Origin of the sequence: Bradyrhizobium sp. 956_D2_N1_4 (genome assembly GCF_052076025.1) — a bacterium.
Taxonomy (GTDB): domain Bacteria; phylum Pseudomonadota; class Alphaproteobacteria; order Rhizobiales; family Xanthobacteraceae; genus Bradyrhizobium; species Bradyrhizobium barranii.
On record NZ_CP197237.1, the window covers coordinates 6,379,851 to 6,403,399 of the forward strand.

General features: G+C 63.3%; 25 protein-coding genes. 9 read left to right on the forward strand and 16 right to left on the reverse strand.

The window, feature by feature from the left end:
* Window positions 1-14 precede the first annotated feature (14 nt).
* The 5 genes from fliG (at window position 15) to AB7535_RS30200 (ending at window position 4,976) form a co-directional block, all read left to right on the forward strand.
* Entirely contained in the window at window positions 15-1,106 is a 1,092-nt protein-coding gene (gene fliG, locus AB7535_RS30180) for a flagellar motor switch protein FliG (protein ID WP_028153248.1), read from the forward strand.
* A complete protein-coding gene (locus tag AB7535_RS30185) occupies window positions 1,106-1,729 on the forward strand; it encodes a FliH/SctL family protein (RefSeq protein WP_063981200.1) in 624 nt (207 codons plus the stop codon). The genes fliG and AB7535_RS30185 overlap by 1 nt, the downstream gene beginning before the upstream one ends.
* A gap of 3 nt (window positions 1,730-1,732) precedes the next feature.
* The gene (gene fliN, locus AB7535_RS30190) at window positions 1,733-2,083 is read left to right on the forward strand and encodes a flagellar motor switch protein FliN (protein WP_018318401.1); all 351 of its coding nucleotides are present in this window, start codon (window positions 1,733-1,735) and stop codon (window positions 2,081-2,083) included.
* 51 nt (window positions 2,084-2,134) lie between these two features.
* Complete coding sequence (flbD, locus tag AB7535_RS30195) at window positions 2,135-3,520, forward strand: sigma-54-dependent transcriptional regulator FlbD (protein ID WP_028153246.1); 1,386 nt, start codon at window positions 2,135-2,137, stop codon at window positions 3,518-3,520.
* A 307-nt stretch (window positions 3,521-3,827) separates the two neighbouring features.
* Window positions 3,828-4,976: a M20 family metallopeptidase gene (locus AB7535_RS30200; RefSeq protein WP_231143454.1), complete on the forward strand. Its 1,149-nt coding sequence runs from the start codon at window positions 3,828-3,830 to the stop codon at window positions 4,974-4,976.
* Window positions 4,977-5,091: 115 nt separating this feature from the next.
* On the opposite strand, the gene AB7535_RS30205 is transcribed toward AB7535_RS30200, so the two are convergent.
* The 12 genes from AB7535_RS30205 to AB7535_RS30260 all read right to left on the reverse strand — a co-directional run bounded on the left by AB7535_RS30205 (window position 5,092) and on the right by AB7535_RS30260 (window position 16,578).
* Window positions 5,092-5,247 (reverse strand): hypothetical protein, encoded by a 156-nt coding sequence (locus tag AB7535_RS30205; RefSeq protein ID WP_231143455.1) that lies wholly within the window; start codon window positions 5,245-5,247, stop codon window positions 5,092-5,094.
* 97 nt (window positions 5,248-5,344) lie between these two features.
* Window positions 5,345-5,926: a flavin reductase family protein gene (locus tag AB7535_RS30210; protein WP_231143456.1), complete on the reverse strand. Its 582-nt coding sequence runs from the start codon at window positions 5,924-5,926 to the stop codon at window positions 5,345-5,347.
* Between the two features lie 32 nt (window positions 5,927-5,958).
* The gene (locus AB7535_RS30215; RefSeq protein ID WP_231143457.1) at window positions 5,959-6,795 is read right to left on the reverse strand and encodes an ATP-binding cassette domain-containing protein; all 837 of its coding nucleotides are present in this window, start codon (window positions 6,793-6,795) and stop codon (window positions 5,959-5,961) included.
* Between the two features lie 7 nt (window positions 6,796-6,802).
* The gene (locus AB7535_RS30220; protein WP_166080826.1) at window positions 6,803-7,609 is read right to left on the reverse strand and encodes an ABC transporter permease subunit; all 807 of its coding nucleotides are present in this window, start codon (window positions 7,607-7,609) and stop codon (window positions 6,803-6,805) included.
* Window positions 7,606-8,772: an FMNH2-dependent alkanesulfonate monooxygenase gene (gene ssuD, locus AB7535_RS30225; protein WP_166080805.1), complete on the reverse strand. Its 1,167-nt coding sequence runs from the start codon at window positions 8,770-8,772 to the stop codon at window positions 7,606-7,608. The genes AB7535_RS30220 and ssuD overlap by 4 nt, the downstream gene beginning before the upstream one ends.
* Window positions 8,773-8,780: 8 nt before the next feature.
* Complete coding sequence (locus tag AB7535_RS30230) at window positions 8,781-9,743, reverse strand: sulfonate ABC transporter substrate-binding protein (RefSeq protein WP_439037441.1); 963 nt, start codon at window positions 9,741-9,743, stop codon at window positions 8,781-8,783.
* A 38-nt stretch (window positions 9,744-9,781) separates the two neighbouring features.
* Complete coding sequence (locus AB7535_RS30235; protein ID WP_231143460.1) at window positions 9,782-10,732, reverse strand: sulfonate ABC transporter substrate-binding protein; 951 nt, start codon at window positions 10,730-10,732, stop codon at window positions 9,782-9,784.
* 375 nt (window positions 10,733-11,107) lie between these two features.
* Window positions 11,108-11,566 carry a hypothetical protein gene (locus AB7535_RS30240; RefSeq protein WP_231143461.1) on the reverse strand — a complete coding sequence of 153 codons (459 nt, stop codon included), beginning with the start codon at window positions 11,564-11,566 and terminating at the stop codon, window positions 11,108-11,110.
* Between the two features lie 81 nt (window positions 11,567-11,647).
* Window positions 11,648-12,814: a cytochrome P450 gene (locus AB7535_RS30245; RefSeq protein WP_231143462.1), complete on the reverse strand. Its 1,167-nt coding sequence runs from the start codon at window positions 12,812-12,814 to the stop codon at window positions 11,648-11,650.
* 220 nt (window positions 12,815-13,034) lie between these two features.
* Window positions 13,035-14,273: a hypothetical protein gene (locus AB7535_RS30250; protein WP_208072945.1), complete on the reverse strand. Its 1,239-nt coding sequence runs from the start codon at window positions 14,271-14,273 to the stop codon at window positions 13,035-13,037.
* A 336-nt stretch (window positions 14,274-14,609) separates the two neighbouring features.
* Window positions 14,610-15,491 carry a L,D-transpeptidase gene (locus AB7535_RS30255; protein ID WP_231143464.1) on the reverse strand — a complete coding sequence of 294 codons (882 nt, stop codon included), beginning with the start codon at window positions 15,489-15,491 and terminating at the stop codon, window positions 14,610-14,612.
* Between the two features lie 346 nt (window positions 15,492-15,837).
* Window positions 15,838-16,578: a dienelactone hydrolase family protein gene (locus AB7535_RS30260; RefSeq protein ID WP_231143465.1), complete on the reverse strand. Its 741-nt coding sequence runs from the start codon at window positions 16,576-16,578 to the stop codon at window positions 15,838-15,840.
* Here AB7535_RS30260 and AB7535_RS30265 point away from each other — a divergent pair.
* On the forward strand, window positions 16,577-16,798 hold the full coding sequence (locus AB7535_RS30265; protein ID WP_166080608.1) for a hypothetical protein: 222 nt from the start codon (window positions 16,577-16,579) through the stop codon (window positions 16,796-16,798). The two genes, AB7535_RS30260 and AB7535_RS30265, sit on opposite strands and share 2 nt — an antisense overlap.
* Window positions 16,799-16,889: 91 nt before the next feature.
* Window positions 16,890-18,050: an IS30 family transposase gene (locus AB7535_RS30270; protein ID WP_439037442.1), complete on the forward strand. Its 1,161-nt coding sequence runs from the start codon at window positions 16,890-16,892 to the stop codon at window positions 18,048-18,050.
* Between the two features lie 88 nt (window positions 18,051-18,138).
* Here the strand turns inward: AB7535_RS30270 and AB7535_RS30275 are convergent, their stop codons facing one another.
* From AB7535_RS30275 to AB7535_RS30290, 4 genes are all read right to left on the reverse strand, one after another.
* Window positions 18,139-18,927, reverse strand: coding sequence for a helix-turn-helix transcriptional regulator (locus tag AB7535_RS30275; RefSeq protein WP_354113089.1), 789 nt, complete (start codon window positions 18,925-18,927; stop codon window positions 18,139-18,141).
* Window positions 18,928-19,198: 271 nt separating this feature from the next.
* Window positions 19,199-20,404 carry an LLM class flavin-dependent oxidoreductase gene (locus tag AB7535_RS30280; protein WP_231143467.1) on the reverse strand — a complete coding sequence of 402 codons (1,206 nt, stop codon included), beginning with the start codon at window positions 20,402-20,404 and terminating at the stop codon, window positions 19,199-19,201.
* A 56-nt stretch (window positions 20,405-20,460) separates the two neighbouring features.
* The gene (locus AB7535_RS30285) at window positions 20,461-21,699 is read right to left on the reverse strand and encodes an acyltransferase family protein (protein ID WP_231143468.1); all 1,239 of its coding nucleotides are present in this window, start codon (window positions 21,697-21,699) and stop codon (window positions 20,461-20,463) included.
* Window positions 21,700-21,825: 126 nt separating this feature from the next.
* On the reverse strand, window positions 21,826-22,689 hold the full coding sequence (locus AB7535_RS30290; RefSeq protein ID WP_063981184.1) for a transglutaminase family protein: 864 nt from the start codon (window positions 22,687-22,689) through the stop codon (window positions 21,826-21,828).
* 329 nt (window positions 22,690-23,018) lie between these two features.
* Here AB7535_RS30290 and napE point away from each other — a divergent pair, with 329 nt between their 5' ends.
* Together napE and AB7535_RS30300 are read left to right on the forward strand one after the other, a co-directional pair.
* Entirely contained in the window at window positions 23,019-23,204 is a 186-nt protein-coding gene (gene napE, locus AB7535_RS30295) for a periplasmic nitrate reductase, NapE protein (RefSeq protein ID WP_027532529.1), read from the forward strand.
* Window positions 23,205-23,230: 26 nt separating this feature from the next.
* Window positions 23,231-23,545 (forward strand): chaperone NapD, encoded by a 315-nt coding sequence (locus AB7535_RS30300; RefSeq protein WP_135216359.1) that lies wholly within the window; start codon window positions 23,231-23,233, stop codon window positions 23,543-23,545.
* Window positions 23,546-23,549 lie beyond the last annotated feature (4 nt).

A 23,549-nucleotide genomic window follows, 5' to 3' on the forward strand; every position in this document is an offset into this window, starting at 1 on the left:
AGAAGTGAACTGACATGGCCGGCAACCTGCAAAACGCCAACTCCAACGACATCACCAGCGTGATCTCGACGCTCGGTGCCCGCCAGGGCAGCCGCGCGGGCGGCAAGACCGAAGCGGTGACGGGACCCAAGCGCGCCGCGATCCTGATGCTGGCGTTGGGCGAGCAATATGGCGGCAAGATCTGGTCGATGCTCGACGACGACGAGGTGCGCCAGCTCTCGCTGGAAATGTCGACGCTCGGCACCGTCGAGGTCGACACGGTCGAGGACATGCTGCTCGAGTTCGTCTCGCGCATGTCGGCTTCCGGCGCGCTGATGGGCAATTTCGACGCCACCGAGCGGCTGCTGCAGCAATACCTGCCGCCGGAGCGTGTCAACGGCATCATGGACGAGATCCGCGGCCCCGCCGGCCGCAACATGTGGGAAAAGCTTTCCAACGTGCAGGAAGAGGTCCTCGCCAACTACCTCAAGAACGAATATCCGCAGACCATCGCAGTCGTGCTGTCGAAGCTGAAGCCGGAACACGCCGCGCGCGTGCTCGGCATCTTCCCCGAGGAGCTCGCGCTCGACGTCGTCAACCGCATGCTGAAGATGGAAGCGGTGCAGAAGGAGGTGATCGAGAGCGTGGAAAAGACGCTGCGCACCGAATTCATGTCCAACCTGTCACAGACCCGCCGCCGCGACGCCCACGAGGTGATGGCGGAAATCTTCAACAATTTCGACCGCCAGACCGAAACCCGCTTCATCACCTCGCTGGAGGAGGACAACCGCGAATCGGCAGAGCGCATCAAGGCGCTGATGTTCACCTTCGACGACCTCGTGAAGCTGGATTCCGGCTCGGCCCAGACCCTGATGCGCAATGTCGACAAGGACAAGCTCGGCGTCGCGCTCAAGAGCGCCAACGAGGACGTCCGCAACTTCTTCTTCGGCAACATGTCCTCGCGCGCGGCCAAGATGCTCCAGGACGACATGGCGGCGATGGGCCCGGTCCGCCTGCGCGACGTCGACGAGGCCCAGGCGCTGCTGGTCAACCTCGCAAAAGACCTCGCCGCCAAGGGTGAGATCATGCTGACCAAGAACCGCGCCGACGACGAGCTGGTGTACTGATGGGCGCCCCCGCAAAATTCCTGTTTGACACCGACTTCGCGGCGCCCGAGCGGTCGCCGCGGGAGAAGGCTGCAACCGCCGCCGAGATCGCCCAGAAGATCGCGGAAGCCGAGGCGCGCGCCTATCAGGACGGCTTTGCCGCCGGCCAGCGCGAAGCCAAGGCCGAGAGCGACCGCCGCGTCGCGCTCGCCATGGAAGAGATCAACATCGGTGTCCGCGGCGTCGCCGCCGGCATCGGTAACATCGAGACCAAGATGGAGACCGAGGCGGTCGACGTGGCGGTGGCGGTGGCGCGCAAGCTGTGCGCCGATCTGGTCGCCGCCGAACCGCTCGGCGAGATCATGGCGCTGGTCAAGGACTGCTTCTCGCACCTGGTCGCGACGCCGCATCTCGTCGTGCGCATCAACGACGCACTCTACGACAGCGCGCGCGAGAAGATGGAGCGGCTCGCCAAGCAGAGCGGCTTCGAGGGCCGGCTGGTGATCCTGGCCGAGCCCGATATCGCCACCGGCGACTGCCGGATCGAATGGGCCGACGGCGGCGTCGTGCTGGAGCGCGGCGCCATCGTGGCCAAGATCGACGAAATGGTCGGACGCTATATCGCGTCCCGCAGGGGGAGCTAAGCCATGAGCGACACCGACGGACAGGTCCCGCTGCCCGATCTCAACGGCCCGATGCCGCCGACCGGTACGGACGTCGGCTACAACGAGGACGAATATGCTGCGCGCGCCGCCGCCGACCTCGAAGCCGTGTTCGACGTGCCGGTGCAGGTCTCGGCCGTGCTCGGCCGCTCCAAGATGGACGTCAGCGAGCTGTTGAAGCTCGGGCCCGGCACCGTGCTCGAGCTCGACCGCCGCGTCGGCGAGGCCATCGACATCTACGTCAACAACAAGCTGGTCGCCCGCGGCGAAGTCGTCCTGGTCGAGGACAAGCTCGGCGTGACCATGACCGAAATCATCAAGACCGAACGCAGCTAGTAGCGCAAGGAATGACGCGCGGCAGCGCGACCAGACGGACAGGAGACTGACATGCGGCTTCTCATCGTTGGCACATTGAAGGGCCAGCTCACCACCGCCACCAAGATCGCGATGGAGAACGGCGCCACCGTGACCCATGCCGAGGATCACGAGCAGGCGATGCGCGTGCTGCGCGGCGGCAAGGGCGCCGACCTCCTGCTGGTCGACGTCGCCCTCGACATCCGCGACCTCGTGATGCGGCTCGAGGCCGAGCACATCCACGCGCCGATCGTCGCCTGCGGCATCACCAACGACGCCCGCGCCGCGGTCGCGGCGATCCACGCCGGCGCCAAGGAATACATCCCGCTGCCGCCGGATCCGGAGCTGATCGCCGCGGTGCTGGCCGCCGTCGCCAACGATTCCCGCGAGCTGGTCTATCGCGACGAGGCGATGGCCAAGGTGATCAAGCTCGCCCAGCAGATCGCGGGCTCCGACGCCTCGGTGATGGTCACCGGCGAATCCGGCACCGGCAAGGAAGTGCTGGCCCGCTACGTCCACACCCGCTCGGCCCGCGCCAAGCGGCCGTTCATCTCGATCAACTGCGCCGCGATCCCCGAGCATCTGCTGGAATCCGAACTGTTCGGCCACGAGAAGGGCGCCTTCACCGGCGCGATCGCGCGCCGCATCGGCAAGTTCGAGGAAGCGACCGGCGGCACGCTGCTGCTCGACGAAATCTCGGAGATGGACGTCCGCCTGCAATCGAAGCTGCTGCGCGCCATCCAGGAGCGCGTGATCGACCGCGTCGGCGGCACCAAGCCGGTACCGGTGGACATCCGCATCATCGCGACCTCGAATCGCAACCTGGCGGAAGCCGTGCGCGAGGGCACGTTCCGCGAGGATCTGCTGTTTCGCCTCAACGTCGTCAATCTGAAGATCCCGCCGCTGCGCGAGCGTCCCCTTGACATCCTCGAGCTCGCCCAGCACTTCGTGAAGAAATATGCCGAAGCCAACGGCGTGCCGGTGCGCCCGATCTCCGCGGACGCGCGCCGCGTGCTCTCCACCAACCGCTGGCAGGGCAACGTCCGCGAGCTCGAAAACACCATGCACCGCTCGGTGCTGATGGCGCAGGGCGACGAGATCGGCCCCGACGCGATCCTCACACCCGACGGCGACCGCCTCGACCTCGCCAAGACCGCCCCGGCCGTGGCGCATGCAACCATGGCCGCCGAGCAGGTGACGCGGGCGCTGGTGGGGCGCACCGTCGCCGACGTCGAACGCGACCTGATCCTGGAGACGCTGAAGCACTGCCTCGGCAACCGGACCCATGCCGCGAATATCCTGGGCATCTCGATCCGCACGCTGCGCAACAAGCTCAACGAATATTCCGACGGCGGAATTCCGATCACACCGGCGGGAACGCCGGGCGAATATCCGCGGATGCCGATGGTGGGGGCGTAGGTCTCCACGCTGGTTGTGACTGCAAATGCCCGGGCCAACTCCCGGGCATTTTGTTTTTGTTGGTGAGGCGCGTAGTCGCCACACTCTCAGTGTCGTCCCGGCGAACGCCGGGACCCATAACCCCAGAGAGGAGTTTGGCGAAGACCCGTCGTTCGGTACTCCTACCGACCACATCGATAGATTCCGCGGTATGGGTCCCCGCGTTCGCGGGGACGACACCGGTGAACATGGCCGCACCGCATCCGGCGACTAGGTCGCGGCCGTGCAACGCCCTATAACCCCGCGTGGGAACAACGCGAGGAACCACATGTCGGAAGCTCAAATCACGGACTGGCTGGCGTCGCAGCGGCAGGCGATGATCGATCTGCTGCGCGATGTCGTGAACATCGATTCCGGATCCTATGATAAGGAAGGCGTCGATGCGGTCGGTGCGCGGTTCGAGCGGCATTTTGCCGAGCACGGCATTCCGTTCCGGCGCGAGAGCAACGCCACCTTCGGCGATGCGATCCATGCCGATGTCGCCAAACCCGGCAGCAACGAGAAGCCGGTGCTGTTGATGGGCCATCGCGACACCGTGTTCGGCAAGGGCGAGGCCGGACGGCGTCCGTTCACGATTGAGGGCAAGCGCGCCTATGGACCCGGCGTTGCCGACATGAAGTCCGGCGTCGTGATGAACATCTTCGTGGCGACCGCCTTCCACAAGTTCGGCGGCAGCCCGCATCCGATCAAGGTGCTGATCACCTCGGACGAGGAGATCGGCTCGCCCTCTTCGCGCCCGGTGATCGAGCGCGAGGGACGCGCCTCACGCGCCGTGTTCAATTCCGAGCCGGGACGGCCGACCGGCAACATCGTCACCGGCCGCAAGGGCGGCATCTTCATGCACTTTGCCATCACCGGCAAAGCCGCGCATTCCGGCGCCAATTTCGCCGCGGGCATCAGTGCGATCGGCGAGCTCGCGCACAAGATCGTCCAGATCCACGCGCTGACCGATCTCGACAAGGGCATCACGCTGAATGTCGGTCTCGTCTCGGGCGGGCAGTCCGTGAACACCACGGCGCCCTCAGCCGAGGGCCAGATCGACCTGCGCTACGTCGATCCGGCGGATCGTGCGAGGATCATGGCGGCGATCGAGACCATCATCGCGACGTCCTACGTTCCGGGTACCAGCGCGACGCTCACGGTGAAGGGCGAGTTCGTGCCCGTGGTGCAGAGCGCGGAGTCGAAGACGCTGTTCGAAGGCTATCAAGCGGCCGCGAAGCAGGTCGGCCTTACCACGCTCCAGGGCGAGTTTTCCGGCGGCTGCGCCGATTCCGGCTTCACCGCGGCAGTCGGCACACCGACCATCTGCGGCCTCGGGCCGGTCGGCGGGCTCGCGCACACGCCGGAGGAATATCTCGAACTCGACAGCATCGTGCCGCGCGCCCAGGCGCTGGCGCTGGCGATTTTGCGGGGGTGAACGCAGGTGCCGTAGGGTGGGCAAAGGCGCGTTTGCGCCGTGCCCACCATTCGTCTCGTTCGATAGCAGTGGTGGGCACGCTTCGCTTTGCCCACCCTACGAGACCTACCAAGTCCTACGAATAACTCGGCGCGTCCGGCTTGCGGAAGATGTGGATGGGGTCGCCCGGCACGATCGGCTGGCCGCTGAACGTCGCATAGGCATAGAGCGCGAGGTAGCCGATCGCGAGCGCGCCGATGGCGTAGAAGGCCCAGGTCGCGACGCGCTTCATCGTTCAGCTCCATTGCCGTCCCGGACGAGACGGCCCAAAGCGCTTCTAGAGCGACGACGGGGAAAAGGCCAGCCTGCGGGCCGCCCAAGCGCGGCGATCAAACGCCGCGCAGGCCGCGGGCGGGTACGCTGACCTCGGCGAGCCTCGCCGCGTCTTCGTCCTGGTCGACCGCCACATACTGGCCGTGCCAATAGGCCAATGCAGCATTGCGGGTCGAATTCCTGACGCTGCTGACGCGGCCGATGACGATGCCGTGCGAATGCCGCTCGACGATCTCCTCGACCTCGCAATCGACCGCGGACAATGCACCAACCAGCAGCGGGACGCCCGAGACCGCCGTCACCCACTGGCTACCCGCAAAGCGATCGGCCCCCTTCAGCCCGCCCTTGCCGGCAAAACGCTCGGCGACGTCGAGCTGGTCGGCCGCGAGGATGTTGACGCCGAAGGCGCCGTAGCGGCGGATCAGCGGGAAGGACGAGGCATCGCGGTTGATGCTGACCAGCAGCGTCGGCGGATCGACCGACAGCGAGGTCACCGAGGTCACCGTCATGCCGGTAATGTCCTTGCCCCGCCCGGCGGTGATGACGCTGACGCCGCCGGTGAGGTGGCGCATGGCGCCGCGGAAATCGGCGGACGAGACGGCAGTTTCAGTCATGAGATCGCGAGGCACTACATTCATGGCATGGTCCCCGAAGCGGGGTTCCCCTGTATTTAGGTACGATCGTCCGCCGACAAAAGATGGCTCAGGATCGAGCCTTCGAGGCTTGCGAGCTCGGCGGAGCCGCGTTCGCGCGGCCGGGCGGCGTTAACCGTAACATCGTGGGCAATCCGGCCCTCGTCGATCACCAGCACCCGGTCGGCCAGCGCGACGGCCTCGGCGACGTCGTGGGTCACCAGGATCGCGGTAAAGCCCTGGTCGCGCCAGACCCGCTCCAGCAGCCGCTGCATCGAGATGCGGGTCAGCGCGTCCAGCGCGCCGAGCGGCTCGTCGAAGGCGAGCACACGCGGATGGGAGACCAGCGCACGGGCGAGCGCAACGCGCTGCTTCTGGCCGCCCGACAGCACCGACGGCCACTGATCACGCTTGTCGGTCAGCCCAACCTCGGTCAACGCCTTCTCGGCGCGCGCATGCGCATCACCGGATGAGCGATTACGGCCGAGACCGACCTCGACATTGGAGAGCACCCGTGCCCAGGGCAGCAGCCGTGGCTCCTGGAACATCACGCGGATGTCCTCGGGCTGGACATCCTGGCCGAAGCTGATGCTGCCGGCGTCGATCTTTTCCAGGCCGGCGATCAGCCGCAAGAGCGTGCTCTTGCCGCAACCGCTCTTGCCGACGATGGCGACGAACTGGCCGGCGGGAATGTGCAGGTCGATGCCGCGAAGCACCTCGTTGTCGCCGTAGGATTTGCGCAAGCCGCGGATGCTGAGCGGCAGGCCTGTCGTCTGCGCCGGGCGCTCCTCGCGCACGACGCGTGCCTGCGGCACGAAATTGGCGCGGCTGGCGAGCTCGGTTTCGGGAAGGGCCGTACGAAGAGCTGTCTGCATGTCACTCTCAGCATTTCTGGAAGGCGGGGTGCCAGGAGAGCGTCAGGCGCTCCAGCACACGGGAGGCGCTGTCAGCGAGCTTGCCGAGCAGAGCGTAAATCAGGATCGAGAGCACGACGACGTCGATCAGCATGAACTCGCGCGCCTGCATCGCCATGTAACCGAGGCCCGAGGAGGCCGCGATGGTCTCGGCGACGATCAGGGTGAGCCACATGATGCCGAGCGCAAAGCGGATGCCGACGAAGATCGAGGGCAACGCGCCGGGGAAGATCACGCGGCGGAACAGCTCACTGTCGGTCATGCCGTAGATGCGGCCCATCTCGATCAGCTGCGGATCCACGGTGCGGATGCCGTGCAGCGTGTTGAGGTAGATCGGGAAGAACACGCCGAGCGCCACCAGGAACAGTTTTGCGCTCTCGTCGATGCCGAACCACAGAATGACCAGCGGGATCAGCGCCAGATGCGGCACGTTGCGCACCATCTGCAACGTGGTGTCGGTGAGCTTGGCCGAGAGCTGCGACAGGCCGTTGGCGAGACCGAAGGCGAAACCGATGCCGCCACCGATCAGGAAGCCGATCGAGGCACGCCAGAACGACACCCAGATGTTGCGCAGGAGCTCGCCGGAGAGCAGCAGCTTCCATCCGGCCAGCGCGACGTCGCTCGGAGCGGGCAGCACGCGGGTCGGCACGAAGCCGGTGACGCAGGCGACTTGCCAGATCGCGACGATGGCGAGCGGCACGATCCACTGGATCAGGCCGTCGACTCGCGGCAGGCGAAAGCTGCGCGGGAGTGAAACGCTGTCGATCAGGCTCATGACTCGGACACCCGCTGCTGCGGACGGAAATCGCTGCCGACCGTTTCGCCAAAAGGACCGCCGTTGAAGTGCAGCTTGGTCACGTTGCTCGGCTGCTCCAGCGAGAGCAGCGGGAACACCAGCTCGGCGAAGCGATACGCCTCCTCCAGATGCGGGTAACCCGACATGATGAAGGTATCGATGCCGATGTCCTGATACTCCCTGATGCGCGCCGCTACCGTCTGGGCGTCGCCGACCAGCGCCGTGCCGGCGCCACCGCGCACGAGACCGACACCGGCCCACAGGTTCGGGGCGATCTCGAGCTTGTCGCGCTTGCCGCCATGGAGCTGCGCCATGCGCTGCTGACCGACGGAGTCCATGCGGGCAAAGTTCTTCTGCGCCAGCGCGATGGTGTCGTCGCTGACATGCCTGATCAGCTCGTTCGCGGCGCGCCAGGCCTCGTCATTGGTCTCGCGGACGATCACATGAAGACGAATGCCGAAGGAGAGCTTGCGGCCGCGCGCAGCTGCGACCTCCCTCACCTTCGCGATCTTCTCGGCAACCAGAGCCGGCGGCTCACCCCAGGTGAGATATTTGTCGACCGCGTCGACGGCGACGTCGATGCCGGCATCGGACGAACCGCCGAAATAGAGCGGCGGCCGCGGCGACTGCACCGGCGGAAACAGCAGCTTGCCACCCTCGACATGGATGTGCTTGCCCTCGACATTGACGGTCCTGCCGGCGAGCAGGTCGCTATAGACGCTGAGGAACTCGCGGGTGACCTCGTAGCGCTCGTCATGGCCGAGGAAAATGCCGTCGCCCTTGTTCTCGACGGGATCGCCGCCGGTGACGACGTTGACGAGAAGCCGGCCATTGGTGACGCGGTCGAGCGTCGCCGTCATGCGCGCCGCCACGCTCGGCGATTGCAGGCCGGGGCGGACAGCCACGAGGTAGCGCAGCCGCTCGGTGAACGGCGCAACCGAGGAGGCGACGATCCAGGAATCCTCGCAAGATCGCCCGGTCGGCAACAGCACGCCGTAATAACCGAGCTGGTCGGCGGCCTGCGCGATCTGGCGCAGATAGTTGAAATTGACCTCACGGCCGCCGATGCCGGTGCCGAGATAGCGGCCGTCGCCGTGGGTCGGCAGGAACCAGAGGATGTTGGCGTTGGACTGCTTACTCATGTGCTTGCTCACGATCCTGGTTTCCGGGCCACGTCGGAAATCTTGATGGATTTGGGGATCAGGTTGAGCGCGAAGAACGCATCCGCAACCTGCTGCTGATCGGCGATGACGGCATCGGTGATCGGCTTGATGCCGTAGGCCTGCCGCTTCAGCGCCACCTCGACCACGGGGACCGACAGGCCGATCGCCGGCGCCAGCTGCTCGGCAACCGCGTGGATGTCGCCCTTGGCCCAATCGTCGACCGAGCTCAGCTCGGCCAGCACGGCATCGACGATCTTCGGGTTGGCTTCGAGGAATTTCTTCGAGGCGAAATAGAACTGGTAGTTGGCGACGATGCCGGTGCCGTCGGCGAGCGTGCGCGCACCGGTGGCGGCTTCGGCCGCGGCCTGGAACGGATCCCAGATCACCCAGGCATCGACCGCGCCGCGCTCGAAGGCAGCGCGCGCATCGGCCGGCGCGAGGAACACCGGCTCGATCTCGGAATATCTGACACCCGCCTTCTCCAGCGCCTTGACCAGGAGATAGTGGACGTTGGAGCCCTTGTTGAGCGCGACCTTCTTGCCCTTGAGATCGGCGACCGATTTCAGCGGGCTGTCCTTCGGCACCAGGATCGCCTCGCCCTTCGGCGCCGGCGGCTCGTAGGCGACGTACTGGATCGGCGCGCCGGCGGCCTGCGCGAAGATCGGCGGGGCTTCACCGGTGTTGCCGAAATCGATCGCGCCGACATTGAGCGCTTCGAGCAGCGGCGGGCCGGACGGGAATTCGGTCCACACCACCTTGTACCCGTCGGCGGCGAGCTTCGGCTCCAGCGTGCCCTTGCTCTTGAGCAGCACCAGCTTGCCGTATTTCTGGTAACCGATGCGGACGACCTTGGCTTGGCTGTCTTGGCCATAGGACGTGCCGACCGCGGCGGCGACGATGCCGATCGACAGCACGATGGCCGCCATCAGACGTTGAACGATGCGCCTCATGTTCAGACCTTTTGATATGGGGAGATTGGTCGGCACGATCAGGTCGCCGCGCTGCGCCAGACGATGTCGCGAATGACGACCGGCTTCGGGATCAGGCCGAGCTTGTAGAAGCGGTCGGCGACGCCCTGTTGGGTCACGACGATGTCGTCGGTGACGGGGCCGACCACGAAGTTCGCGCGCTCGGCCGCGACGGCCTGGATGTCGAGCGGGACGCCGGTGACGGCGGCGAGCCATTTGGCGACCTCACCGCGGTGCTGTTCGGCCCATTTGCCGGTCGCGGTCGTGACGTCGACGATCTGCTGCAGGATGGAGCCGTGGGTCTTCGCGAACTCGCGGTTGGCGATGTAAAAGGAGTTGGTCTTGGTGACTTCGCGTGCATTGATCAGGATGCGGCCGTTCTGCTTGGTCTCGCCGATCGCAAAATAAGGATCCCAGATCGCCCAGGCCTCGATGCTGCCATTGGCAAACGCAGGGCCCGCGTCCGGCGGCGTCAGATAGACCGGCGTGATGTCGGCATAGGTGAGACCGGCCTTCTCCAGCGTCTGCACCACGACATTGTGGGCGCTGGACCCCTTGGTGAAACCGATACGCTTGCCCTTCAGATCGGCGATCGATCGGATCGGTGAATCCTTCGGCACCAGGATGCCCTGGCCGTTGGTGATGGGCTGGCCGGCGGCATAGACGATCGCGGCACCCGCGGCCTGGGCGAACACTGGCGGGGAATCGCCGACCGAACCGAAGTCCACACTACCGACGTTCATCGCCTCCATCATCGGCGGGCCCGAGGAGAACTCGACCCATTTCACGTCGATGCCTTGCGGATTGAAATGCTTTTCCAAGGAAGCCTGCTGGCGCGTGATAACCAGCACGCCTGTCTTCTGGTAGCCGATACGAATTTCCTTCACCGCGCCCTGCGCGTTCGCGCGGGAGGCAAATGCAGCGGCGGCCGCAGTTCCAACGGAGAGCTTGAGAAAATCACGACGCTGCATTCCACACTCCCGGCCGCCTGCGGCCGTCATTCCCTTGCATTGCAGGAATGATGGTGCGGGTCAGTGGAGGTGTCGAGACGCCAAGGAAAATAGCGATGCGAGCACTGCGCGTGTGGCGAAGCGCATGATTAATCTTTCAAGCGGCCGCGCTCATGCAGAGGGATTTTTCCGCACGCGAATGTGAGAACCACGGGAATCTCGTCGACGCTCCCAGGGCCGGAACATAAAATGTCGAAAACAACCCCATGCACAGTACCCGACAATAGTCCGATCATTGACTTACGTATTATCCGAAGTTCGTTTGACACGTCGGGCAAAACAGGAGCATGATGGCATCATGGCAGTGTGTGGATCGGGGCCTCCGACAAGGCGCGGTCAGTGCTCGCGCACCCAGGGATCGGACGAGAAATAGCAATTCTCGAGCACCATGCGATCCCTGGCGCGGAAACTGACGCGACATCGACGCCACACCTTTGTCTGATGCTTGCCGTCGTCTGACGTATCGACGTCGGAGATCCACACGATCGGCCGTCGCCAGCGATAACGTCCGTCCCGATCCCAACCGTCGCAACCGCCGCGGCCGCATGCGATGTGGACACTGGTCATCGTCCCATCTGGCCTGAAGCACCAGGTCCGCGAACCCCACTCCTTGCCGGGCGGCGTTTGGGCGTAAGGCACAAGCGAGGTCTGCGTCCAGCAGCCGGAAATGGAGGACGGTCCGGCGGCGCGCGCCGGTACGACGACCAGCAACGCGATCAGTGCCGACGCGGCAGCCAGAGACGATTCAAGCCACGGCTTGGGCCAGAACTGGATGGACATGACGCCAATGAACATGACGTCATGTGTGTCGCCGGAGAACGATGCGGTTCAATCGTCCGACGACACAAGTTCGCCGTCACGGCGACCGTCGTCTGGTCAGTGCACCCACCTCACCGGCAGGTTCAGCAGGCCGCGGAACGCCCAGCCTCCGATCCGCACTGGCTCATCGTCGGCAAGTTCGAGACGGCTCGCCCTCGCGAACACCGTCGGCAGCGCGACGTCCGCGATCATCGCTCGCGAGGCCCAGGCGCCGGCGCAGAAATGCGGGCCGGCGCCGAAAGCGACGCTCTTGGTGGTGTCACGCCGCACGTCGAACTGGTCGGCGCGCTCAAAATGCTTCTCGTCGCGATTGGCGGAGCCGAACATCAGGAACACGCGCTCATCCAGCTCGAACGAGACGTCGCGGATGCTCCACGGTTTTGCGATGCGCCGCGGCGACATGCCGATCGGCGAGATCCAGCGGGCGTATTCCTCGAAGGCTTCGAGCCAGGTCACCTCGCCCTTGCGCACGAGATCGAGTTGCTCGGGATGGCTCAGCAGCGCCCACACCGTGCCGGCGATCGCCTTGCGCGGCTCGTTCTGGCCGCCTGAGATCGCGAGTTTTACATTTGCGCGCACGCTCTCCATCGGCATGCCCGAGGCAAGGAGCACGCCGAGGATGCTCTGATCCGGATTCTTCGTGATCACCGGCAGGATATCGTCGATCGCAGCATCGATGCCTGACGTCGCTGCGTGACAGCGCGCCTCGACCGCGGGATCGCCGGTGTAGTTGGCGATACCCTCGATCATGCCTTGCGACCACGAATCCATGTCCTGGAAGCCGATATTGGTGAGGCCGGTGATCGACTTCAGGCATTCGCCGGAAAACGGCAGCGCGAAGTCGCGCATGAAATCGATCCGCCCCGGCTCGATCGCACCGATGATGCGGTCGGCATGGGCCTGGAACAGCGCGGTCCAGTGCGCCTTCACTGTCCTCGGCGACACCGTCGGAAACATCGCGCGACGCTCGACCTGATGCGCCTCGCCGTCCTTGCGCATCATGTTGTGGCCCATCAGCCGGTTCATCAGGCCGGCCGGCTGGTGCGAGGAGAACACGTCGATCTGCTTCTCGGAGATCGAGATGTCGTCCCGGCTCGCCAGCAGCGTCGAGCCGAGTTGCGGCACGAAGGCGATCGGCGCTTCCTTCCGCATCTTCGCGAGCATCGGATAGGGATCGGCCCAGAACGAAGCAGGGTCGATGTCGATGCGCGGCGCGGTGCTCAAGCGTTGCTCCCTTGTAATTTCCTCGATCCCTCAAGTTACCGTTTTCGGAGGCGTCTGTCTGTCCCCAGCGATTGGGACAAGCCGGCAAAGATTCAGCCAAGCATCGGGAAAGAATCGGGCCGCCGTAAGGACGGTCTGTATGGCCTGCGCCTACAGCTTCTCACGGCCGGGGATCGAGCCGCCATCCGCGAAGCCCACGCAAAGCATCTACCGATCGCGTCTAAGGGCCAGGGACGGACGCGGCCTTATCAAGCGAAAATCCACGATTTCGCAGAATCGTTTGGATCGTCTTGTCGTGCTGATTCAGCTTTGCGGCGGCAAGCACCTCGGCTGCAAACGCCTTTGGCGCGCTGGTCTTGGACGGGTGGTCCAACAAAGACCACCATGCCTTCATAAGAATCGGATCGATCACATCCCCAGTTAGTCGATTGCGCATTTCCCAGAATGCACCGCCCCAAATCTCGCCGGTAGTCCAGGGATCATCTTTCAAAGCCTTTGTCGTCTTGAACTTCAGCCTGTTGTCGAGGCAACGGAGATATGGCTGACCCGGGCGGATGATCTCAGCGGAAATTTCGCCTACCCGTGGGTTGTTCAAGAAGCTTGCTGGAAAGTAGTCGGCAAGACCCGACTCGATCCCGGCGAAGTTTCCCGTCCATGGATTGTTGGTTTTGGACGTTAGAGCGTGATGGCTATATTCTCGCAAGGCCACAAAAACATCGCGGGCGATCCTGGAGTCAATTTCGAGCGTGTTGTTTTGGTACTGGGCATAGTGCCCGGGCACCGCACCAATCTTGATCTTCGCCTGAACCAAGTCGGGCGGCGAACCAATCTTGTCGAGGTAAGCAATGTATGCCTCGAGTTTTCCCTGTAGCTCGGTTTGAATGTCGGCCGTCAGATCAGTTGTAGACTCAAAGGCAAATCGTCCCGGCGATGGTAGCGACGGACCTTTGCCCGGCTGCCGACGATCAAGATATTCTCGAAGAGAGATTGCCTGGTCCTTCTCAACGACCAAGCCTGCTCCGAGCAAGAATTCCAAGTTCTTGGCCGCGGCTTCCGTGTCGCCGGTCTTGATCATTTCAAGAATGCGCGTGGACTCCGCCTTGCTTGTCTCAAGCTTTAGCTGGGTCCTCCCGTTGAAAAAGGTGACCAAGAGGTTTCCCAATGCAGCCAGAGCGGCGGCGCAAATCGCGACAAAGAGAGGATTGAACCATTTAGAGCTGACTTGCTCGCCTTCCCGAAGCGAAAGCTCCCGCTCCTTTAGAGCAAGCTCGCGCACCCGCATCTCACGTTCGTCGCGCCATTTTTCCTTGTCGAGTTCAAGCCGAAGGGCCTCAGTACTCGGCTCGTTCTTGGCTGCCTGTGCAAGGCTTTTGGAATTCGCAAGGGCAAGGACAAGCGCCGCGATTGGCAAAGCCGCCACCGCACCGGCTAGTTGCGTGACAAACTCGCGACGTCTCATGTCGGGACTCGCTCCTCTCAGGAGTTGACAATGCGCGCGTAGATCTGTCTGCGAAATGCCTCACATTCCGAGGGCCGTAAGCGAGGATTTGAAACCTAAGTCTACCAATTCAAATGCCGGCCTTACCCGTCACCCCTCGATAGGGCGGGGATGATACGATGCTATCCCAAGTCATCGAAGCGATAAACCGCTCGCTTTAGTCGATTCGCGATTCCCCGACGGCGGACATCGGCAAGCGCATGAGCGAACGTTCGTTAAGTGCCCGCAACTGACTTAAACGCGACGACTTGAATTGCCTCCTTGTCCTCAGTTGCAGACCGGGGACAGAGGACTGACTTACCGAGCTTCGGCGATCTTCGGTCCGGATGACAACATCTGCGCGTTAGCCGCCAGGGGCCGCTTCGACGGCGATGCCGGGTCCGGCAGCCGGAAAGCGGCGTCGGCCGGCGCTCCCTGGGAGGGCCTGCGGGCTGCGGTTGCCGGAAGCACGATCACTTTCGCTCCGATCTTCACCCGCTCGTAAAGGTCCGCGACGTCGTCATTGGTCAGCCGGATACAGCCGGACGAAACCTTCTTCCCGATCGTATCGGGATTGTTGGTGCCGTGAATGCGATATTCGGTCTCGCCGAGATACATCGCCCGGGCGCCGAGCGGATTGCCCGGACCGCCCGCCATGAACCGCGGCAGATAAGGCTGACGCGAGACCATCTCCACAGGCGGATGCCAATCCGGCCATTCTGCCTTGCGGGCCACAGTCTGTTCACCGGACCATGTGAAACCTTCGCGGCCAACACCGATGCCGTAGCGCATCGCTTGCCTGTCGTTCAGAACGAAATAGAGGAATGTGTTTCCGGTATCGATGATCACGGTGCCCGGCGCCTGACGGCTGGCGTAGTCAACCACCTGCCGGACAAGTGCTCCGGGAACGCCAGCGTCGGCTTTGGGTGGTTCGACCAGAGGCGCCGGGGCCGGAATCGCAACCGGGACCGGAATCGCAGCCGGAGCTGGCGCTGATGCACGAACTGGAGTCGACACGTAAACCGGAGTTGACGACGCCTGGGCCTGTTGTGCGGACGGTTTTCGTATCGGTTGCACGTCCGCCGGGCTAGACAGCAAGCTATACCCCACCACGGCGACGGCCACGGCGCCAATCGCGACTCTCGCGGCCATGGGTATTGCGAGGGCCTCTGCCTTCTTACGTTTGGCCCGCTTGCTCATGTCTTTCCCCAGGTCACCATGCCTGGAAGAGGTACCCGGCAAGATTTAAGAAACTTCGAAGCGATGTCGCTCAGACTGGAACCGTTGGCGATGGTTAACGCCCAACTCTTGTTCGGCGACGTGAAAATTGGGCGTACCGCTTGATATTGAGGTTGCGATGCGGACGACGCGCTTCTCATCGCGGAACGAGTCGGGGTCTGAATCGCCGGGCGGAGCGAACGCGCTCCGCGCCTTCATTGACGACGGCTTCGGGCCACGAGCGGAAGTCGTTCAGGCGGACTTCCCGCATCTATCCGCCGCCATTCGGCCGTCGTCGCATACCTACAGGCTGTGCGACTCCGCGCGGTCAGTTTTCCGCTTTCTTGGCCTCGTTCAACGCACTAATGATTGCCTTGATGGTGCCTTCCGCAGCCGCGGCATTGTATCCGACACGGTAGCCATGGAAAACGTGGATTGGCTCGTGATCTTCGAAGCTGTGGTTCGCCCCCTTCCACAGCACCGTCTTCACAGGAATCGACCGCTTGCTCTCGGCCATCTGGCCGCAGAGGATGGGGCTGGTCGCCTCGTCCTTCTCTGCTAGGAAGAGATGGACCGGGGCGTAGAACTCGACGTTCTTCATCAAATAACAGGACGGCTGCATCGCGAAGCCGCCCGCGAACATGTGCTCGTGCAGGTCGCCGATCGCCCGGTTCATGATGATCAAGGTCGTGGTCGCACCGTTGCTGCGGCCAAGGACGTAGACCCGCTTGGGATCGGCGATCTTCTGTCCGATGAGCCAGTCCAGCGCCGCATACGCATCGTCAGCCCGGCGCCGCGCCCAAGTCAACTGGCTGGGATCCGAACAGACGCCGTCGGGTCCCAATCCCCGGCTGCCGAAGCTGTCGAGCAGGAGAACACCATAGCCTGCTCCGACCAATCTGCCGCCGTAGTCACGCCCCCATTTCCTCTCGACCCGGCCGAACCCGTCGCAGCCGTGCAGCATGATCACGAAGGGGATTGGTCCCTTGGCGCCCTGCGGCCGCATAATGTCCGCCGACAGTTCGCCCTCGGCCTTTACCTTACCCTTTTCCTCGACGGTGCCGTCCATGAAGTTTTTCGACCTGCCGTCGATGTATTCGTTGCCGGGAATCCAAGGCAAGGACTGCGCTGAAGTATGCCAAGGTATCTTGACCATCTCAGCACGCGCAGATGAGAACGACAAAACAGCGACTATTGAGAGTATGATTTGCCTCATTGGAAATTGCACCTTTGCCCCCTTGATTCTGGTCAACACCATATCCGACTTGGGAAAGCGTAAGTATCCTTGAAGAGGATTCGCGCCGCGGATGTCGGCCTTGGGTGGTGGGCTCAATTGGTCAGCGCGACACTCTAATCTTTTAGCACAGATGGAGTGTGGACATGAAACGGCGAAGTCGCATTTATTACTCGGCAGCCCAGCGATCCGAAATCTGGGATCGCTGGCAGGCCGGCGAGCCGATGAGCTCGATCGGACGCCGATTTGACCGGAAGTCCTCGTCGGTCTTCTCAGTGATCTCGCCGACCGGCGGAATTCGTCCTCTAGATAGGCACCGTGCCAAACAGGCGCTCAGCCTGGCCGAACGAGAGGAGATCTCTCGATGGCTCAGCATGCGCTGCTCGTTGCGGTCGATCGCGCGCCACTTGGGACGATCTCCATCAACCATCAGCCGTGAAGTCCAGCGCAATGGCGGGCCAGAGCGCTATCGGGCTGCGGGGTCCGATCAGGCCGCGTGGGATCGGGCGCGGCGCCCCAAGCTTTGCAAGCTGGCTTGCCGTCCGTTCTTGAGGCGGACAGTATCGACCTTGCTTCAGCGGCAATGGTCACCGGAGCAAATTGCCGGCTGGCTCAAGCGCACCTATCCGGGGGAACCTCAAAAGCAGGTGTCACACGAGACGATCTATCGCAGCCTGTTCATTCAGGCGCGCGGCGTGCTGAAAAAGGAGCTTCTTGAGCACCTGAGGGCGAGGCGCACGGTCCGCCGATCGAGGCACGCCAGCATGAAACGAAACGGGCTCGGCCAGATCAAGAATGCCGTCTCCATCAGCGAGCGGCCGCCGTCAGTTGAAGATCGTGCGGTGCCCGGCCATTGGGAGGGCGATCTGATCGGCGGTTCGGGGAATAGTTATGTCGCAACGCTTGTCGAGCGCCATTCGCGCTACGTGATGCTGGTCAAGGTTGCGAACAAGGATACCGAAAGCGTTGTCTCGGCACTGATCAAGCAATCGCAGCGATTGCCCAGCGAACTTTACCGGTCGCTGACCTGGGACAGAGGCAAGGAGCTCGCAGACCATCAACGGCTGACATTGGCCACCGAAGTCGAGGTCTACTTTTGTGATCCTCGATCTCCCTGGCAGCGCGGGTCAAGCGAAAACACCAACAGATTACTGCGCCAATATCTTCCGCGCGGCACCGATCTGTCCTTGCACAGCCAGGCCAAGCTCAGTGCCATCGCAAGGCAGCTCAATGAAAGGCCGAGAAAGACCTTGCTCTATCAGACGCCGGCTGAGAAGTTCGCAGAATGTGTTGCAGCGGTCGGTTGAACTCGCCGTCAAAAGGCGACGATCCCGGAGGGCCGGCTGCGTGTCGGCTTTGCTCTCGGAAGCAGATATCGCGGATCTAGAGTCCCCTTTAGTTCAGGTGGCCCGGCCCCGAGAGCAAGCCCAGCACGATCGAAAATAATTCGTTCTGCGAGGAGATGCCGAGCCGCTCATAGGCGCGCTTGCGGTAGGTCAGGGTCGAATGCAGGCTGATGCCGAGCGCTTGCGAGATCGCCTCGGAGCTGAAGCCGAGCAAGATGCGGCGGCAGACGTCCTGTTCGCGCGGCGTCAGCGCGGAGAGGGGCGCGCGCGTTGCGAACAACGCGGCGAGATTCTGGTCGAGCGTCGCGGTGGCCGCCTGCTGGAAATGACGCGCAACGCTGGCGCCGATCGCAGGCGCAATGGTCTGAAGCCGCGCACGTTCGGCGTCGCCAAAGCGGCCCTGCGCCGTGATGCGGTAGAAATTGACATAGAAGCAGGTGTCGCCGACCCAGATCGCTGTCGCATATTTGTCGACGATATCAGAGTCATTGAAGAAGATTTTCCGGTAGCGCGCGCCATACATGCGCGGCGCGAACGACGGCAGCATGATCGGCGCGGTGCCCTCGCCTTCGAACAGCGCATCACGATTGGGATCGGATTTGTGGAACTGACCGGCATAGGCCGCGCCGAGATCGCTGCCGATCGGGATGTTGCCGGCGTCGAGCAGACAGCTCGCCGCGCCGGTGCGCGTCAGGGCAAACACCATGCAATGGCCGACGCCGGCCTGCCGGCGCAACGTGTCGATCAGGACATTCGGGAAATCAGGCCGGCCGATGGCGAGCACCGCCGGCGCGATGTCGTTCGCCGCTGGAGTTGAGGCCATGCCGTGGGGCCGCATTGGTTTCCTCCGCAAAAGTTCTTTTGGCGGAAGATATCAGCAAGAGGATTTGGCAGGAAGTCGGAGACCGCGGCTTTTGCCGCTTCTGGGTCCCGGCTCTGCGCAGCAACGCTACGCGCTGCAGCGCGTCCGGGACACGAGAGTGTTGCTGGTCGATGCAGAGGATGGTCTCGTGCCCCGGACGCAGCGCAGCGTGACATAAGCGCGTTTACGCGCGTCTTCGACGCGCTATGGCGCTGCTGAGCCGGGGCCCATGCCGGATGCAGCGCCCCTACCCCGCCGCGGCCTTGGCCGGCGCGACGTTGATCGCGAGCTTGCCGTAGCGATCCGTAAACGCCTCGGTGTCGATCTCCTCCAGCTTGATCTCACCACGCATGACGCCCTGCTTCCACGCCGCCTGGGCCGGATCGTTCTGGAACTCCGGCATCACCTCGCGGCCGAACAGCTCGAGCGATTCGCAGATGTGCTCGTGGCTGTTCTTGCCGGCCTGGTTGAGCAGGATGACCTGGTCGATATGCGACGACTGGAAGCGCTTCAGCTTCCTGCGGATCGTCTCGGGCGAGCCGATCAGGCCGCCGCGCAGCGCCGCCTCCTGCGCCTCGGGATTGTCGCGCTTCCACTTGTTGTACTCGTCCCACATGTTCACGGTGTAGGGCGCGGGACGCTGGCGGTTCTGCGAGGTGCCGTAGAAGCGCAGCGCGAACTGGAAGAAGGTGGCGCCGTCGGCGCGCGCACGCGCCTCCTCGTCGGTCTTGGCGCACATGAAGAACGACACCAGCGCCATGTTCGGGTTGATCTCGTAGTCGGCCAATTTGTGCAATCGCTTGGTCATCGCGTTGTAATAGGCGTGCACCCAGGCATGCGCGGCATCCGCGCTGACGAACTGGAAGCCCAGCGCGCCAAAGCCGTGACGGCCGGCACGTTCAATGGTCGGCAGTTGCGAGCACGCCATCCACAAAGGCGGATGCGGCTTCTGCACCGGCTTCGGCACGACATTGCGCAAGGGAATGTCGAAATACTTGCCGTGATGCTCGGACCCTGCGTCCTTGAACATCGGGAAGATCGCCTGGACGGCTTCCTCAAAGACCTCCTTCTTGGTCTCCATGTCGCGGCCGAATGGCGTGAGCTCGGTGATGGAAGCGCTCTCCCCCATGCCGAATTCGCAGCGGCCGTTGGAGAGCAGGTCGAGCACCGCGACGCGCTCGGCGACGCGCGCCGGATGATTGGTGGTGAGCTGGAGGATGCCGTGGCCGAGCCGGATGTTTTTCGTGCGCTGGCTGGCGGCGGCGAGGAACGATTCCGGCGAGGGTGAGTGCGAGTACTCTTCGAGGAAGTGATGCTCGACGACCCAGGCGTGGTCGTAACCGAGCCTATCGGCAAGTTCCATCTGCGAGAGCGCGTTCTGGTAGAGCTTCAGCTCGTCGCCGGCCACCCAGGGCCGTGGCAGCTGCAGCTCATAGAAGATGCCGAACTTCATGACGCCTCTCCCGCTTATTCTTGTTGCGCTCATCTTAATGAGCGGGGAGGCGCTGTCTACGCGGTCGCAATTCCGCCGCGCGGGAGAACGCGCTTTTCGGCGCGGCGGCCATTCAGCACCGCGCCGATGAAGGTGAAGCGCACCAGCAGATGATAGCTCGCCAACATCGGGAGAATCGCGACGACGAGAATGATGGCGAACTTGATCGGCCCGGGCCAGTCGAGCTGCGACAGCACGACCTGTAACGCCATCACGATCGGCATGTGGATCAGATAGAGCCAGTAAGACGCATCGGCGAGGTAGCGCCGGGTCGGGCTGAAGCCGGACATGAAGCGAAGTGCGAGGCCGAGGACCGCGAAGGTCGAGATCCATATCGCCGGTGCATACAGGATGGCGGAGACAAGCCTGAGCGTGGCGAAACTAACCGGCAGTTTCGGCGCACCCGGCACGGACATCATCACCCCGACAAGCACGAAACTGATCAGAATGAGGCCGAGCGCCGGCAAGAGATTCCACAGCCAGCGTCGCTCCAAAATCCGCAGTAGATCGGTCTGCCGATGCAGCAACCAGCCGAAGCCGAAGGCAGTGCCGAAGCCGACCCACGCCTGGAGGTTCGTGACGAGCGATTGATCCGGCGTCCTCACGCCCATCACATTGATCCATCTTTGATCGAGGCAGAAAGCGATGCCGATCGGGATCGCCAGAACCAGGGGCGCCAGCGGATTTCGCATAATCTGCGCAAAGAGGCGGTCGACAACCGTTCGCAGCGTGCCTGATACATCGAGCCAGACAATTGCGCCGCGCAGCAGGAGCATGGCGACATATAGCTCCAGCAGCACATAGAGAAACCAGAGATGGGTCAGCGGGAAATTCGGCAGCACCGGCGGCCAGCGAGGTGCGCCGGGGATCGGGCCGCCGTTCGGAAAGCCCGCGGCCCATATGACCACCAGGGCCATCGGCGTAAACACGATCGGCCAGCCGACCACTAGCGGCAGTCCGATCCTCTGCAACCTGTCCGTGACGAAGCCCCAGATTCCCCGGCGATGAAAGCTCATGCGAGCGAAGAAACCCGCCATCAGGAAGAAGGTCGTCATCCGGAAGACGTGGATGACGAAGAACAGCAGGCCCAGGGCCAGGCTTTGATGCGTATCCTGTATGATCCAGATCCTGGTCGGGGCCGGCACGAACGACAGGGTTGCGTGCAGGACGATGCCGAGCAGCAGGGCAAAACCCCTGACCGCGTCGAGCGCGTGCAACCGTTCCGATGCGGGGGCGATGGCGGTCGATCGGGACATGGACGGACTCGGCTTGCTGGTGAAAGGCTTGTTTCCGGCAATCTGCCCGATCAAGACGGGCGAGGGATCAAGGACACACCGACTGGCCGCCAACCCGCGCTTGCCGTGATCGACCGTGGACTACGATCATGGCGATGCTGGTATTGATATGACTTGCACCGAGACGTTCATCCGGCTGAATGCATCCGCCGGACCATCCCACGTCCCGGAAAGCGGAGAGGCCCTTTCCTGTTCGCGCGTCACGGCGACGGGTATGTGTTCACTGCCGACGATCTTGTTGTTGGTGGGATCATAGCCGCGCCACCCGGCTCCGGGGATATAGATCTCGGTCCAGGCGTGCGTGGCGCCGTGTTGTCCCTCGGCCATCTGGATGTAGCCGGTGACAAAGCGCGCACCAAATCCCCAGTAGCGGGCAGCTTCCATCATGAACACCGCATAGTCGCGACAGGTCCCGCTGCCGAGCCGCAGCGTTTCGTTGGGTGATTGAACCCCGAGAGCCTCGCGGGAAACGTATTTGAACGATCGGTAGATGTGAGTATTCAAATTGTTCAGAAGGTCCAGCGTGCCGATCAACTGACCGGGTTTGTAGAGATCGCGCAACCATTCGAGCAGGGCGGTGGCGTCGTAGAGATAGCTCGGGAGACGATACACCGTCAGCTCAAGCTGCTCCTCCGGGGGATATTGGAAGGGAAATGAACTGGCGAATGGCGCAATCCGCCATTCAATGGGGTCGTCGTGGTAAAGGTCGACGTCGACCTCGCTTGCGATCCTGAGCGTGTCGGATAATTCCAAAAAGGTCACGACTGCGATGGCATTGTCGTAATTGTCGCGCAACCAGCGAACTTCGGCGTTCGGCTCGATATCGATCGACCCTCTCACGATGTGGACGTCATGTCCCTCGCGAGGCCGCATCATGGCTCGATGAGTGCCGAAGGTGACCGGCTGATTGTAAAAATATTCGGTCTTATGAATGATTCGGATTCGCCTCATATGTAGCTCCCGCCACGTAGCAGCGATGGATGTTGCGGCGCCCGCTACCACTGGTAGTAGGTCGCGGGCATTTCCGAGGCAAGAGAAGATGTATGCGGCCTGACCCCCGAGCCGCAAAGCATCTTCGCTTTTGGGTAACGATCGTTGCCGCTTGCTTCTCTCGCGCGCACGGAGCGCCGCGGCTCGGTCCGTTGGCCGCGCCGCGACATCCGGTCAAGTCGACGGGTTGATCCAGATCAACGCGGCAGCGGCCCTGCTGCATCTAAAGTGCAGCAAGGCAACGGCCCGGATGCCGTCCCGATTCCAGCACCATTTCAGAGAGACCGAATATGTCGGCCCCTGACGACACGACTTCGCGCGTGCGCCGTAAGCGCATGGAGATTTTCGCTTTCCTGTTCCTGACCGCGGTCGTGATGCCCGTCCTCGCGGTCGGAACGGTCGGCTCATACGGGCTCGGCGTCTGGATCTACCAGATGTTCGCCGGCCCTCCCGGCCCACCGCCCTCCCCGCATTGACCCCCGAACAGCGAAAGACAGGCATCATGGCTCAATCCACACTCAACCGCCGCGCATTGATCACCGGCCGGGTGCTCACCGCCGACCGCGTCGTCGCGCCGCCAGGCTGCGAGATCGCCAGCATCATCGTGCAGGCCCGCCCCGAGCGCCTGGATGAACTGGAAGCCGAGATCGCCGCGATGCCCGGCTGCGAGATCCACGGCCGCGACGCGCGCGGCAAGCTCGTCGTCGTGACCGAAGCGCCGGATGCCGGCAGCCTCGGCACCCTGCTCAACACCATCCAGTCGCTGCCGAACGTCTATTCCGCGGCGCTCGTCTTCCACGCCATCGAAACCGCCTAACGGC

Coding starts and splice junctions, on each gene's coding strand:
- fliG (WP_028153248.1), top strand. CDS start 15: ATGGCCGGCAACCTGCAAAACGCCAACTCCAACGACATCACCAGCGTG.
- AB7535_RS30185 (WP_063981200.1), top strand. CDS start 1,106: ATGGGCGCCCCCGCAAAATTCCTGTTTGACACCGACTTCGCGGCGCCC.
- fliN (WP_018318401.1), top strand. CDS start 1,733: ATGAGCGACACCGACGGACAGGTCCCGCTGCCCGATCTCAACGGCCCG.
- flbD (WP_028153246.1), top strand. CDS start 2,135: ATGCGGCTTCTCATCGTTGGCACATTGAAGGGCCAGCTCACCACCGCC.
- AB7535_RS30200 (WP_231143454.1), top strand. CDS start 3,828: ATGTCGGAAGCTCAAATCACGGACTGGCTGGCGTCGCAGCGGCAGGCG.
- AB7535_RS30205 (WP_231143455.1), bottom strand. CDS start 5,247: ATGAAGCGCGTCGCGACCTGGGCCTTCTACGCCATCGGCGCGCTCGCG.
- AB7535_RS30210 (WP_231143456.1), bottom strand. CDS start 5,926: ATGAATGTAGTGCCTCGCGATCTCATGACTGAAACTGCCGTCTCGTCC.
- AB7535_RS30215 (WP_231143457.1), bottom strand. CDS start 6,795: ATGCAGACAGCTCTTCGTACGGCCCTTCCCGAAACCGAGCTCGCCAGC.
- AB7535_RS30220 (WP_166080826.1), bottom strand. CDS start 7,609: ATGAGCCTGATCGACAGCGTTTCACTCCCGCGCAGCTTTCGCCTGCCG.
- ssuD (WP_166080805.1), bottom strand. CDS start 8,772: ATGAGTAAGCAGTCCAACGCCAACATCCTCTGGTTCCTGCCGACCCAC.
- AB7535_RS30230 (WP_439037441.1), bottom strand. CDS start 9,743: ATGAGGCGCATCGTTCAACGTCTGATGGCGGCCATCGTGCTGTCGATC.
- AB7535_RS30235 (WP_231143460.1), bottom strand. CDS start 10,732: ATGCAGCGTCGTGATTTTCTCAAGCTCTCCGTTGGAACTGCGGCCGCC.
- AB7535_RS30240 (WP_231143461.1), bottom strand. CDS start 11,566: ATGTTCATTGGCGTCATGTCCATCCAGTTCTGGCCCAAGCCGTGGCTT.
- AB7535_RS30250 (WP_208072945.1), bottom strand. CDS start 14,273: ATGAGACGTCGCGAGTTTGTCACGCAACTAGCCGGTGCGGTGGCGGCT.
- AB7535_RS30255 (WP_231143464.1), bottom strand. CDS start 15,491: ATGAGCAAGCGGGCCAAACGTAAGAAGGCAGAGGCCCTCGCAATACCC.
- AB7535_RS30265 (WP_166080608.1), top strand. CDS start 16,577: ATGAAGTTTTTCGACCTGCCGTCGATGTATTCGTTGCCGGGAATCCAA.
- AB7535_RS30260 (WP_231143465.1), bottom strand. CDS start 16,578: ATGGACGGCACCGTCGAGGAAAAGGGTAAGGTAAAGGCCGAGGGCGAA.
- AB7535_RS30270 (WP_439037442.1), top strand. CDS start 16,890: ATGAAACGGCGAAGTCGCATTTATTACTCGGCAGCCCAGCGATCCGAA.
- AB7535_RS30275 (WP_354113089.1), bottom strand. CDS start 18,927: ATGCGGCCCCACGGCATGGCCTCAACTCCAGCGGCGAACGACATCGCG.
- AB7535_RS30280 (WP_231143467.1), bottom strand. CDS start 20,404: ATGAAGTTCGGCATCTTCTATGAGCTGCAGCTGCCACGGCCCTGGGTG.
- AB7535_RS30285 (WP_231143468.1), bottom strand. CDS start 21,699: ATGTCCCGATCGACCGCCATCGCCCCCGCATCGGAACGGTTGCACGCG.
- AB7535_RS30290 (WP_063981184.1), bottom strand. CDS start 22,689: ATGAGGCGAATCCGAATCATTCATAAGACCGAATATTTTTACAATCAG.
- napE (WP_027532529.1), top strand. CDS start 23,019: ATGTCGGCCCCTGACGACACGACTTCGCGCGTGCGCCGTAAGCGCATG.
- AB7535_RS30300 (WP_135216359.1), top strand. CDS start 23,231: ATGGCTCAATCCACACTCAACCGCCGCGCATTGATCACCGGCCGGGTG.